This is a genomic window from Nonomuraea sp. SYSU D8015 (assembly GCF_008065375.1).
Classification (GTDB): Bacteria; Actinomycetota; Actinomycetes; order Streptosporangiales; family Streptosporangiaceae; genus Nonomuraea.
The window spans coordinates 804,933-817,703 of the sequence record NZ_VJYI01000003.1; the positions used below are offsets into that span (position 1 = coordinate 804,933).

The window sequence follows — 12,771 nt, forward strand, 5'->3', positions numbered from 1 at the left end:
CATGACCTACGCCATCCGGGCCGAGAACCTCGGCAAGCAGTACGGTTCCACGCGCGCGCTCGACGGCGTCAGCTTCACCGCACGCCCAGGGCAGGTCCTGGGAGTTCTCGGCCCCAACGGCGCCGGGAAGACCACGGCCGTCCGCGTCCTGGCCACCCTGACGCGGCCGGACCGCGGCAGCGCCCATGTAGGCGGCCACGACGTCGTGCGACAGGCCAGGCAGGTACGGAAGGTGATCGGCCTGACCGGCCAGTACGCGGCCGTGGACGAGATCATCACGGGCTTCGACAACCTGCTCGTCATCGGACGGCTGCTCGGCCTCTCGCGTGAGGAGGCCCGCCGGCGGGCCACGGAACTGCTCGAACAGTTCGGGCTCACCGACGCCGCCAGGCGGGCGGCGGGCACCTACTCCGGCGGCATGCGCCGGAAGCTCGACCTGGCCGCCAGCCTCATCGGCAGACCGCAGGTGCTGTTCCTGGACGAGCCGACCACCGGTCTGGATCCTGCCGCACGCGACGGCCTCTGGGAGGTGATCCGCGGGCTGGTGGCCGACGGCACCACCGTGCTGCTGACCACCCAGTACCTGGAGGAAGCCGACCAGCTCGCGGATCACATCGTGGTCTTCGACCACGGCCGCGTCATCGCCGAAGGCTCGCCGTACGAGCTGAAGACCAAGATCGGCGGTCAGGTCCTCGAGGTGTGGCCGGTGGACGAGAGGGACAGGGAAACGGTCGCCACGATCATCAGCGAGATCGCGCAGTGTCCGGCCACGGTCGAGGACCGGCGGGTGACCGTACCGGTCGTGGAACCCGGTGTGCTGCGTGCCGTGGTCCTCCGGCTCGACCTGGCCGATGTCGCGGTGGCCGAACTCGCACTGCGACGGCCCAGCCTGGACGAGGTGTTCCTGACCTTGACCGGGCATCGCGCGGCCGCGGCCGCGCGGAGCTCATGAGCCGGCGAACCGATCTAGGAGAGAAAGAGAACTCATGACCACGGTCCCCGTCGCCGGCGCGCGAGAGACGCTCACGCTGACCCGGCGGAGCCTGCTGCACCTGAAGACCAACCCTGAGGAGATCATCGAGCTCGTCGTCCAGCCCATCGTGATCGTGCTGCTGTTCACGTTCGTGTTCGGCGGCGCGATCAAGGGCGACTGGCGTGACTACCTGCAGTTCGCCCTGCCCGGCATGCTCGTGCAGGCGACGCTGTTCGCCACGATGCGGCTGGGCACCGCCCTGGGCACCGACTTCAAGAAGGGCGTCTACGATCGCTTCCGCAGCCTGCCGATCGCCCGGTTCTCCCCTCTGACCGGAGCCATCCTCGGCGAGATGGTCCGCTACCTGCTGTCCATCGTGGTGCTGCTGATCGTCGGAGCCCTCCTGGGCTTCCGCATTCAGACCGGCGCCGTCGAGACCGTGGCCGCCGTCGTGGTGCTGCTGTGCTTCGGCTTCGCCATGTCGTGGGGCTCGGCGCTGCTGGGACTGACCGTGCGCGCCGCGGAGAGCGCGTCGGAGTTCGCCTTTCTGATCATCCTGCCGCTGGCCTTCACCGGAAACCTGTTCGTGCCGACCGACACCATGCCCGGCTGGCTGCAGGTCTGGGTGAACGTCAATCCGGTCACCTCGGTCGCGGACACCATGCGCGGGCTGCTGCTCGGCGGTGAGGTGGCCCGGCCGCTGATGTGGTCGGCAGTGTGGATCGCCGCCCTGACGGCCGTCTTCGCGCCGCTGGCCATCCGGCGGTTCCGGCAGAAGTCCGGCTGACCGGTCCCACCGACGAAGGAGTTTCTCCGATGAACCGCACAGTCAAGGCACTACCCTGGGTGATGATCGTCCTGTGGGCGGCCTTGGTCGCCGGCGCCCTTCCTCTGGCGGCCAAGCTCGACGGTGTCAAGAGCGACAGCGTCGTCGACTATCTGCCGTCGAGCGCCCAGTCCACCCAGGTGACCGAGCTTGAGACGAAGCTCCCCCGTGGGCACGACTACGAGTTCGTGATCGTCTACGTCCGCGGCAGCGGATTGACGCAAGCGGACAAGGACACCGCCCGGCGGCATCTCGACACCCTGGTCGCGAAGTTCGGCAAGCCCGGCGTCCCTCCACCGAACGAGGGCAAGGTCGACCTCTCACCCGACGGGAAGGCGGCCTTCACCATCGCCTCGGTCCCGGTCGAGCGGGGCGTTCCGTCGTCCTATATCGAGGACTTCCGGGCCGTGGTGTCCGACCGGCCCGTCGGGCTCGACGTGAAGGTGACCGGCCCCGGCGGGATCGAGGCCGACATCGACACCGTCTTCGACGGCATCGACGAGACCCTGCTGATCGCCGCCGCGGTCGTCGTGGCCGTGATCCTGGTGCTGACCTACCGCAGCCCACTCCTCTGGCTGATCCCGCTCCTGTGCGCGGGCGCCGCCGTCGTGGTGTCGCAGGCGGGGACATACCTGCTGGTGGAGGCGTTCGGGCTGACGGTGAGCGACCAGAACTCGGCGATCCTGATCATCCTGGTGTTCGGGGTGGCGACCGACTACGCACTGCTGCTCGTCGCGCGATACCGCGAAGAGCTCCGCCGGCACCAGCAGCCGCGAATCGCCATGGGCATCGCCTGGCGGCGCAGCGCACCCGCCGTCGCCGCCTCCGCCGCCACCGTGATCGCCGGGTTGATGTGCCTGCTCGCCGCCGACATGAACAGCCTCAAGGGACTCGGCCCGATCGCCACCGTGGCCATCCTCTGCGCTCTGGCGGCGATGCTGACGCTGTTCCCCGCCGTGCTGGTGCTCCTGGGACGGCCCGCCTTCTGGCCCAGGATCCCCCGCGACGGGGACCGCGGGCCGAGCACGTACAATCTCTGGTCGCGGATCGGAGACCTGGTGTCGCGCCGCCGGATCCCCGCCGTGGCCGGGTCGCTGGCGCTGCTCGGCGTCATGGCGCTCGGCCTGCTGACGCCGGTAGGTCCCCTGCGCCAGATGGACCAGTTCGTCAACAAGCCGGAGTCGATCAGCGGGCTGCAGCTCATCCCCGCCCACTTCCCCGACCTCGGCGGCCAGCCGCTCATCGTGATCGGCAAGGCGGACACGGGAGATCGGCTGCGCGCCGCCGCGCAGGGCACGCCTGGCGTCTCCCAGATCACCAAGGGCCAGATCGGCAACGGGCTGATCGAGTTCGCGGTGCTCCTCCGCGACAAGCCCGACACCCCGGCCGAGTACGCCGCCATCGAGGCCCTCCGCACCCGGCTCGCCGCGGTCGACCCCTCCGCCAGGGTGGGCGGCCCGAGCGCCCAGAACCTGGACACCGTCAAAGCGGCCGCGGCCGACGAGCGCAAGCTCATCCCGTTGATCCTGCTCGCGGTGTCCCTGGTCCTCGGCCTGCTGCTGCGCTCCATCGTGGCGCCGCTGGTCCTGATCGCCACGGTGGTGATCTCCTTCGCCGCCGCCCTGGGAGTGATGACCTTCCTCTTCGTCCAGGTGCTCGGCCTGCCCGGACTGGACCCCACGCTGATCACTCTGGGCTTCCTGTTCCTGGTGGCACTCGGCGTGGACTACAACATCTTCCTGATGACCCGGGCCCGCGAGGAGAGCGCGCTGACCGGCACGTCGAGGGGCGTCGTCGCCGCCCTGGTGACGACCGGTGGCGTGATCACCTCGGCGGGCGTGGTCCTGGCCGCCACCTTCGGCGCCATGGCCACGCTGCCGCTGGTCTTCATGATCGAGCTCGGACTGCTGGTCGCCTTCGGCGTCCTGCTCGACACCTTGCTGGTCCGCTCCATCCTCGTCCCGGGACTCGCGCTGCTGCTGGGCTCCCGTATCTGGTGGCCCACTCTTCCCGTTCCCGTTTCGACCACCCCGTCGCCCACCGCAGAGCGCCCCGTGAACGCCTCATCGCCATGAGGCTTGAGCACCGCTCGACCCTGAGCTGTCCACGCCGTGGCGGTCACCGACCGCCACGGCGTGGGCACGGACTTCAGGGGAGTACTGCGGTGAGCAGCTCGGCGGCCTTGCGGACATCGGTGTCCAACGAGCGGTCGGGATCGACCGGAGGGATCGCCTCGACCAGGGCGTCGAGGAGCGCCGCACAGCCCGGGGCCGTGGGGCGGCGCGCGCCGACGTGCACCGCCTGCCGCAGCCCCAGCGCCAGCGAACCGCAGAGCAGGCGCAGCAGGGCGGCCATGTCGTAGGCGCGGAGGGCGGCCTGGGTGCCGAACGGCACGACGTCCTGGTTGTGCAGGTTGGTCGGCAGGCTCTGCATGCCGGCCGGCACGGCGGCGCGGCGGATCTCGGCGACGAACGCGGTCGTGGCGAGTTGAACCCCCTGCATCCCGTGTTGGCGGCCGGGCCCGGCGGCGAGCATGGGCGGCAGGCCACCGTTGCGGGCCGGGTCGACGAGGAGGTCCAGCTGACGCTCGGCGAGGTTGCCGAGCTGCGCGGTGACCATTGCCAGGACGTCGGAGGCGAACGCGGCAGGCTGCCCGAAGAAGTTGCCGCCATGCAGGACCAGGTCGTCCTCGGGGAAGAACAACGGGTTGTCGCTGACGCTGGACAGATCGGCCTCGACGACGCCGTCGACGTACCGCAGTGCGTCCTCGGCGGCGCCCAGCAGTTGCGGGGAGCAGCGGATGCTGTACGGCTCCTGCAGCGCACGTGTGCCGGACGGGCTGATCCCGGCAAGGGTCTTGCGCATGCCGTCGGCGACGTCGGCCGCGCCACGATGGCCATAGGCGTCGAGGAGGCGCGGGTCGAGGAAGCCCGGGTCGCAGCCGAGCGTATCGACCAGCAGACAGGTGAGCGCCTGCATCGCGCGATGGGAGGACCGGATGCCGTCCAGGGCCAGGGCGGTCGCGGCGGTGGTGAGGGAGGTGCCGTTGACCAGCGCGAGCGCGTCCCGGCCATCGAGGGCCAACGGCATCAGCCCGGCCTGGTGGAGCGCCTCGGCGGCGGGCATCCGCCGGCCGTCGACATACGCCTGTCCCCGGCCGCGCAGGGCCTGGGTGGCGTAGGCGAGCGGGATCAGGTCGCCGCTCGCGCCGACAGAACCGTAGCGTGGGATCGCCGGCACGAACGTCGTCGCCAACATCGCGGCGAGCCCGTCGATCACATGTGCCGAAACCCCGGACACCCCCTGCGCGAGGGACCACACCCGCACGAGAATCGCGGCCCGGCTCACGTCAAGGGGCAGATCCGGCCCCTGCCCGGCACCGAGGTGGGCCAGGGTGTTGTCGCACTGGTCCGCCTCCTCGTCCCTGCCGGGGAATCCGACCAAGGCGCCGAATCCGGTGGTCGTGCCGTAGACCGGGCGTTCCTCCTCCCTCAGCACGCCACGGAGGAAGTCACGGCCGCGCTCGACGCGGCTGCGGACGTCCTCGTCGATTAGAACGGACACCGGCGTCGCGGCGCGGTGCAGATCGGCGGGGCACAGCGGGGCGCTGAGGCTGATGGAGCCTTCGACGGCAGGCATGCCTGGACCATAGAAGCGAATTCTCAGAAACCTCTGAGAATTCCTCCATAGCTTCGGGATCATGGCGCATGACTACGTGATCATCGGGGCCGGGCCGGCCGGGCTGCAACTCGCCGCATTGCTGGAACGTAGCGGTCATGACTATGTCGTCCTGGAGCGCGGAGCCGGGCCGGGCACCTTCTTCACCCGGTTCCCGCGGCACCGCCAGCTGATCTCCATCAACAAGGTGCACACCGGGTACGAGGACCCGGAGCGGCGGCTGCGGATGGACTGGAACTCGTTGCTGAGCGACGACCCTGAGCTGCTGTTCACCCGGTACAGCGAGCGGTACTTCCCGCAGGCCGACGATCTCGTGCGTTATCTGTCCGACTTCGCGTCGGCGACCGGCGTCCGGGTGCGCTACGACACCGACGTCGTCCGGATCAGCCGGGACGACGACGGGTTCATCGCCACCGACCGCGGCGGACGCTCATGGCGGGGCCGGCGATTGATCGTGGCCACCGGCGTCTCCCAGATGTACATCCCGCCGATCCCCGGCATCGAGACCGCGGAACGCTACGACACGTTCGAGACCGACCCGGCGTCCTTCGTCGACCAGCAGGTCCTGGTGATCGGCAAGGGCAACTCGGGGTTCGAGACCGCCGAGGCGCTCATGGAGAAGGCCGCGGTCATCCACGTCGCCGGGCCGCACTCGGTCAAGATGGCCTGGCAGTCGCACTACGTCGGGCACCTGCGCGCGGTGAACAACAATTTCCTCGACACCTACCAGCTGAAGTCCCAGAACTCGGTCCTCGACGGCACGGTAGAGAGCATCGAACGCCGTGACGACGGCCGCTACCGGGTGATGTTCCGCTACGCCCGTACCGTGGAGGCGTTGCGCGAACTGTTCTACGACCGGGTGATCGTGTGCACCGGTTTCCGGTTCGACGCCTCGGCGTTCGACGACGGTTGCCGGCCCGCGCTGGTCATCAACGACCGTTTTCCCGAGCAGACGTCGGCGTACGAGTCGACCACCGTGCCCGGCTTGTTCTTCGCCGGCACGATCACCCAGCAACGCGATTTCAAGAAGGGCACCAGCGGGTTCATCCACGGCTTCCGGTACGGGGTGCGTGCGCTCCACCGGATCCTGGCCACCCGTTACCACGGTGAGCCCTGGCCGGCCGATGACGTCGAGCCGACGCCGGACGCGATCAGCGATGCGATCATCGCCCGGGTCAACAGCTCTTCGGCGCTGTGGCAGCAGTTCGGCGTGCTCGGCGACGTGGTCACCGTGACCGGCGCCACCGCGCTGTACCAGCAGGAGGTCCCGGTGGCGTACGCCACCGACGGCGGGCTCGGCCAGGCCCCGCACAGGTTCGTCATCACCCTGGAGTACGGACCGGATCACGACACCGTCGATCCGTTCGACATCTCGGTCCCCCGGGTCGCGGAGAACGACGCCGCCAACGCCCACGACGCGAGCTATCTGCACCCGGTGGTGCGGCACTACCGCGACGGCGCGCCGGCCGGCGTCCACCACCTCGCGGAGAACCTGGACAACCGGTGGGACCTGCCCACGGTGCATCAGCAGCCGTTGGCCGTCTTCCTCAAGGAATGCCTTGCCGATGCCGGCTGAGCCGTACCCGCGGTCCGTTCTGGACCTCCTGGCCGCGGCCGGGAACCGGCCCGTTTTCGAGCACGGTACCCGTACCGTCACCGGCGCGCAGATGCTCGGCCTCGTCCGGCGGTTCGCGGCCGGGCTGCGCGCGGCGGCCATCGGGCCCGGGGACGGCCTCGCCATGATGCTCGGCGTCACCCCGGAGGCGTTCGCCGCGATGATCGCCGGTTACGTCGTGGGAGCCCGAGTCGTCGGGGTGCGGCCCGGGCTTTCCGACAGCCAGCTGCGCCACGTGCTCCGCCAGGACGTCGCCGCGGTCGTGACCGACGCGGGCACCGGGCCGGAGCACGCGCCGCGCACGCTGACCGTCTCCGAGCTGCGGGCCGCAGCCGACGAGGGCGGTCAGCCGCACCTGTCCGGCCGGCCCCACGACGTGGCCCGGCTCGTCTACACCAGCGGCAGCACCGGCACGCCGAAGGCCTGTGCGCAGACCTACGCCGCCATGAACGCGGCGTGGACGGCCCGGCCGGCGGCGTGGCCGCCGGCGATCCGCGAACTGGCGTCCCGGCTGGAACGCTATCTCGTGTTCGGGTCGCTGAGCAGCCAGGTGATGATGGAGTACGGCGTCCTCACGCTCGCCGCGGGCGGGACCATGGTCGTCGCCGACCCGCCGGCGTTCCCCGACGCGATCACCCGATATCGGGCGACCGCCAGCGTCATCACCGTGCCCCGCCTGTACAAACTCCTCGCCGCCCAGCGGCGCGCCCCGGCCGACCTGAGCAGCCTGCGGGCGCTCATGGTATCCGGGTCGCCGCTGGAGGCGTCCCGCCTCCGCGAGGCGCTCGACGTGCTCGGCCCGGTCGTGTTCCAGGGCTACGGGCAGAGCGAGACCGGCACGATCTCCATGGCCACGCCGTCGGATGTCCCTCCCTCGGTCGGGTTCCCCCCCGACGTCGTCGACGTCGTGATCCGGGACGCGGCCGGCAGGCCGGTCCCGGCCGGTGTCGACGGCGAGCTGTACGTCCGCACACCCGCGCAGGCCATCGGGTATTGGGCCGAGCCGGCGGAGACCGCGGAGGTGTTCGTCGACGGGTGGGTGCGCACCCGGGACCTGGGCCACTTCGACGAGGACGGGCGACTGTACCTGGTCGGGCGCACGCGGGACGTCATCATCGTCAACGCGAACCTCTACTACGCCGGCCCGATCGAGCGAGTCCTGGCCACCTCGCCTGACATCGCGGAGGCATACGTGGTCGGCGCACCGGACGAGGACACCGGCGAGGCGGCGCACGCCTTCGTGGTGCCGGTGGCGGGCCGTGCCCCCGACCTCGGTTCGCTGCCAACGCTGGTCAGGGAGCGGCTCGGTGCCGCCTGCGTACCGGCGACGATCACCGTCATCGACGAGGCGCCGCTGGGGCCGAACGGCAAACCGGACAAGCGCCTTCTGATGGCCGCGCCGAAGACGGCTCTCCCACGGTGACCGTCCGCCCGCCGACCAGGTGACAACGCCTCTGCCATCGATCCGCCGGCCCGCCCGCGCATCGAGCCGGGGGGCAGTGGTGGGCACGGCGGGAAGGTGTGGCCGGTCAGACGTGGTTGGGGATCGCCCCGCCGTAGCGCCGGTCGCGCTTGGCGTAGATCTCGCACGCCTCCCACAGGTCGCGGCGGTCGAAGTCCGGCCACAGCCGGTCGAGGAACACCATCTCGGCGTAGGCCGACTGCCACAGCAGGAAGTTGGAGAACCGCTGCTCCCCCGACGACCGCACGAACAGGTCGACCTCGGGGATCTCGGGCTCGTCCAGGTAGCGGGCGAACACCTTCTCGTTGACCTTGCCCGGCTTGACCCGGCCCGCCGCGATGTCCTGGGCCAGCTTGAGCGCGGCCTCGACGATCTCGGCCTGCCCGCCGTAGTTGACGCAGAACTGCAGGGTCAGCTTGGTGTTGCGGACGGTCATCTCCTCGGCGGTCTGCAGCTCGGAGATGACGCTCTTCCACAGCCGGCCCGGCCGGCCCGCCCAGCGCACGCGCACGCCCATCGCGTTGAGCTCGTCGCGCCGCCGCCTGATCACGTCGCGGTTGAAGCCCATGAGGAAGCGCACCTCGTCGGGCGAGCGCTTCCAGTTTTCCGTGGAGAAGGCGTACGCGCTGAGATAGGGGATGCCCAGCTCGAGCGCCCCCTCGATGACGTCGAACAGCGAGGACTCGCCCGCTTTGTGTCCCTCGGTGCGCGGCAGGCCGCGCGCCTTGGCCCAGCGGCCGTTGCCGTCCATGACGATGGCCACGTGCCGGGGCACCAGCTCACGCGGGATCGGCGGCGGCGTCGCGCCGGACGGATGCGGGGACGGAGGTCGTACGTTCACACGGGCTCCCTTTCAACGTGTCGCAGAGAGCGTATTCCGTGTTCGAGGTGCCATTGCAGATACGCGGCGACCAGGCCGCTGCACTCGTTGCGATGACGCGGGTCGGAGGCGTCGGCGGCGACCCAGTCGCCGCGCAGCAGCGCCGTCATGAGCCCGATCGTCTCCCCGGCCGGCACGGCCGCGCCGGCCGGCTTGCACGCCCCGCACACCACACCCCCCGCGACGATGGCGAACGCCCTGATCGCCGGTGCCTGGCACTTGGCGCACGCCTCCAGCGCCGGCGCGTAGCCGGCCACGGCCAGCGAGCGCAGGAAATAGGCGTCCAGCACCAGCCTGGGCTCGTGCGCCCGGTCGGCGAGCGTGCGCAGCCCGCCCACCAGCAGCAGGAACTGCCGCAGCGCCGGCTCCTTCTCCCCGTGCGTCAGCCGGTCGGCCGTCTCGAGCATCGCGGTGCCGGCGGTGTAGCGGGGGTAGTCGGCGGCCAGGACCTCGCCGTAGGGCCTGACGGTCTCCGCCTGCGTGACGACGTCGAGCGTGCGGCCCGTGTGGAGCTGCAGGTCGACGTGGGTGAACGGCTCCAGCCTGGCCCCGAAGCGCGAGGTGGTCCTGCGCACGCCCTTCGCGACGGCGCGGATCTTGCCGGTGCGTTTGGCCAGGACGGTGACGATGCGGTCGGCCTCGCCGAGCTTCTGCGTACGCAGAACTACGCCTTCGTCACGGTAGAGACTCACTAGGACATCTTACGGCCGGGCTCTATACCGGCGGGCCCGGCGTTACGGGCATGCTCTGGTGACGCGACTTTGCGTGATCCTCACTAGACTTTGACGTCTGTCCCCGCATTACCCGTTGTTCAACCCCCCGATACCGTCTCGAAAGGGAGTCATGACCCGCGTGGTCCTGCTGGGCCCCTCACCCGGCCCCGACACCTCTCCGACCGGCCTGAGGCTGGCCGCGCTGCCCGGCAATCCCACCGTCGGCGAGCGACTGCGCAGCCAGCTCATTTCCCTCGACCCACGGCCGGCCGTCATCGCCTCCGACGACGTGGCCGCCGCCCTGCGGTCCCTGGCCGACGTCGCGGAGTCCGCAACGGAGAGCCTGCTCATCATCCCTGAGAACTCCGTCGTCCACGACGAGCTGATCTACCAGATCACCAAGACCAAACGCGGTGCGCTGGCGCTCGTGGCGAAGGAGCCTCGTCCGGAGATGACGGAGGAGGAGGCCCAGGCTCAGGAGGACAGCGTCCCGATCGACGAGGCCGAGCCGGAGATCGGCCTCAGCTCCGTCGAGGGGCTGCCCGTGCGCTCCCGTGTCGGCAAGTCGCGCGTGGTGTCGGTGGGCACCGCGACCCATGCCGTGACCAGGCCCAACGCGGTCATGCTCGGCCCGCTGCACATCAGCGTCCGCAACGCTCCCGTGCTGGCGGAGACCTGCCGGCAGCTGGCCGCCCTGGCCCACACGTTCGGCCCGGACGACGACCTCGTGCAACTGGTCGTGTTCGGCCTGGTGCGCAACGGGGTGTCGGTCGGCATCCGCGGCCGCCGCGACCTGTTCTACCGCCGGGTCACCACCCAGGAGGAGGTCAACGAGGCCGGCGCCGAGATGGCCGCCATGGACGAAGACCGCGCCCGGCTCAACAACGCGGTCAAGGGCGCCGACGGCTTCTTCACCACGTTCTTCGTCTCCACCTACTCCCGCTTCATCGCCCGCTGGGCGGCCCGGCGCGGGCTGACGCCCAACCAGGTGACGCTGATCTCGATCGCGCTGGGCGTGGCCGCGGCGGCCTGCTTCGCCACGGGCGACCGCCCGTTCATGGTGCTGGGCGGGGTGCTGATCTACTTCGCGTTCGTCTTCGACTGCGTCGACGGGCAGGTCGCCCGCTACGCCCGCAAGTTCGGCGTGCTGGGGGCCTGGCTGGACGCCACGTTCGACCGGTTCAAGGAATACGTGGTCTTCGCCGGCCTGGCCGTCGGCTACGTGATCGCCGGCAACGGCGAGGACATCTGGATCCTGGCGCTGGCCGCGCTCAGCCTGCAGTCGGTGCGCCACCTGCTCGACTTCTCCTTCGGCGTCGCAAACCGCCGCAAGCCGCCCGCCCAGCTGCCCACGCTGCCGCTGAACGCGCCCGACGACCGCCAGCTGCGCGCGGCGCTGACCCGCCGCAAGGTCGAGCGCAGCCAGGGCCTGCGCGGTGTGCTCAAGATGTGGACCAAGGCCGGCAAGTTCCGCGCCGTCCACTGGGCGCGCAAGATGATCGTGTTCCCCATCGGCGAGCGGTTCGCGGCCATCGCGATCACCGCCGCCCTCTTCGACGCCCGGATCACCTTCCTGACGCTGGTGATCTGGGGCTCCGTCGCCGCCGCCTACACTCTCACCGGACGCCTGATGAGGTCGCTCGTATCATGATCACCCAACCGCAGGCCATGGCCACCCCCACGCCGGACCCCGACGAGGAGCGCCGGCGCATCCAAACCGCCCGCCTGCTCGCCTACCGCGACGACGGCCCCCTCGCCGGCGCGCTGGCCGGCCGGCTGGGCGGCGGCCTGCCGCCCGTGCCCGCCACGCTCGCCGCCCTCCTCGCCGTGGCCGTCGTCACGGTCGTGGGGCTGCCTCAGCGCGGCCCGATGCTGCTCGTGCCCGTGGCGCTCGCCCTGCTGCTCATCCTGCCCACGGCGCCGCGCGACCACCTGGGCCGCTTCGACTGGCTCACGCCGCCGCTGCTGCGCGGCACCGAGTTCCTCGCCGTGATCGCGATCGGCCTGGCCGCCGACGCGCCGAAGTGGCTGCTGTTCGTGCTGGTCTACGTCGTGGGCTACCACACCTACGACACCGTCTACCGGACGCGGCAGAGCATCTGGCCGCCTGCCTGGGTGTTCCGGGCTGGGCTCGGCTGGGAGCTGCGCCTGCTGATCATCGGCGTGGGGGCGGCGCTCGGCATCGTGACGCCCGTGCTGGCGGTGCTGACGGCTTACCTGTTCGTGCTGTTCGCGGTGGAGAGCGTGACGAGCTGGGTCCGCCTCGACAAGGCCTCCGCCCAGGCGGGCGCCGACGCCGAGCAGGACCTGGAGGCCTCCCCCGAAGACGCTCTCGAACAAGCCACAGGTGAGGCGGAGAAGGGCTGACCCATCATCTTCGGCGCCGCACGTCTCGTGCGGCGCCGTTCCTTTTCATCTGTTACGGCGGGCCGCCGAACCCCAAACGCCGCACGTGGCTGATGGCCCTCCAGGGAGACGCCGTCTGACCCCTTCACCGGCGGGCCGCCGTTACGACGCAACGTGGGCCCGGTGCCGTGGTCGGACGGAAGCCGGATTCGTCCTATGCCGTCAACCGACCCGGCACGTCGCGGAGTGAGCGCTTAGTCTGGGGGCCAAGGACCACT

The 12,771-nt window shown here is 70.5% G+C and carries 10 protein-coding genes; 7 read left to right on the forward strand and 3 right to left on the reverse strand.

Translation table 11 applies throughout. The features are described 5' to 3' along the window. Position 1 precedes the first annotated feature (1 nt). The 3 genes from ID574_RS19060 to ID574_RS19070 are packed head-to-tail and all read left to right on the forward strand — an operon-like array spanning position 2 to position 3,874. Entirely contained in the window at positions 2-952 is a 951-nt protein-coding gene (locus ID574_RS19060) for an ATP-binding cassette domain-containing protein (RefSeq protein ID WP_188190213.1), read from the forward strand. Positions 953-986: 34 nt separating this feature from the next. Next, a complete protein-coding gene (locus ID574_RS19065) occupies positions 987-1,760 on the forward strand; it encodes an ABC transporter permease (RefSeq protein ID WP_188190214.1) in 774 nt (257 codons plus the stop codon). Between the two features lie 29 nt (positions 1,761-1,789). Further along, positions 1,790-3,874 (forward strand): MMPL family transporter, encoded by a 2,085-nt coding sequence (locus tag ID574_RS19070; RefSeq protein WP_188190215.1) that lies wholly within the window; start codon positions 1,790-1,792, stop codon positions 3,872-3,874. 73 nt (positions 3,875-3,947) lie between these two features. Here ID574_RS19070 and ID574_RS19075 read toward each other — a convergent pair whose 3' ends face one another. Beyond that, positions 3,948-5,438: an aromatic amino acid ammonia-lyase gene (locus tag ID574_RS19075; RefSeq protein WP_188190216.1), complete on the reverse strand. Its 1,491-nt coding sequence runs from the start codon at positions 5,436-5,438 to the stop codon at positions 3,948-3,950. A 61-nt stretch (positions 5,439-5,499) separates the two neighbouring features. Between ID574_RS19075 and ID574_RS19080 the strand changes: the two genes are divergently transcribed. Then, on the forward strand, positions 5,500-7,053 hold the full coding sequence (locus ID574_RS19080; protein ID WP_188190217.1) for an NAD(P)-binding domain-containing protein: 1,554 nt from the start codon (positions 5,500-5,502) through the stop codon (positions 7,051-7,053). After that, on the forward strand, positions 7,043-8,515 hold the full coding sequence (locus tag ID574_RS19085; RefSeq protein ID WP_188190218.1) for a class I adenylate-forming enzyme family protein: 1,473 nt from the start codon (positions 7,043-7,045) through the stop codon (positions 8,513-8,515). Before ID574_RS19080 ends, ID574_RS19085 begins: the two co-directional genes overlap by 11 nt. Before the next feature lie 106 nt (positions 8,516-8,621). Here ID574_RS19085 and ID574_RS19090 read toward each other — a convergent pair whose 3' ends face one another. Together ID574_RS19090 and recO are read right to left on the reverse strand one after the other, a co-directional pair. Further along, on the reverse strand, positions 8,622-9,395 hold the full coding sequence (locus ID574_RS19090; RefSeq protein WP_188190219.1) for an isoprenyl transferase: 774 nt from the start codon (positions 9,393-9,395) through the stop codon (positions 8,622-8,624). Further along, positions 9,392-10,126 carry a DNA repair protein RecO gene (gene recO / locus ID574_RS19095; protein ID WP_188190220.1) on the reverse strand — a complete coding sequence of 245 codons (735 nt, stop codon included), beginning with the start codon at positions 10,124-10,126 and terminating at the stop codon, positions 9,392-9,394. Before recO ends, ID574_RS19090 begins: the two co-directional genes overlap by 4 nt. A 151-nt stretch (positions 10,127-10,277) precedes the next feature. Here recO and ID574_RS61615 point away from each other — a divergent pair, with 151 nt between their 5' ends. Together ID574_RS61615 and ID574_RS61620 are read left to right on the forward strand one after the other, a co-directional pair. Further along, positions 10,278-11,798: a CDP-alcohol phosphatidyltransferase family protein gene (locus ID574_RS61615; protein WP_188190221.1), complete on the forward strand. Its 1,521-nt coding sequence runs from the start codon at positions 10,278-10,280 to the stop codon at positions 11,796-11,798. Next, entirely contained in the window at positions 11,795-12,514 is a 720-nt protein-coding gene (locus ID574_RS61620; RefSeq protein ID WP_188190222.1) for a DUF5941 domain-containing protein, read from the forward strand. The genes ID574_RS61615 and ID574_RS61620 overlap by 4 nt, the downstream gene beginning before the upstream one ends. Positions 12,515-12,771: the final 257 nt, after the last annotated feature.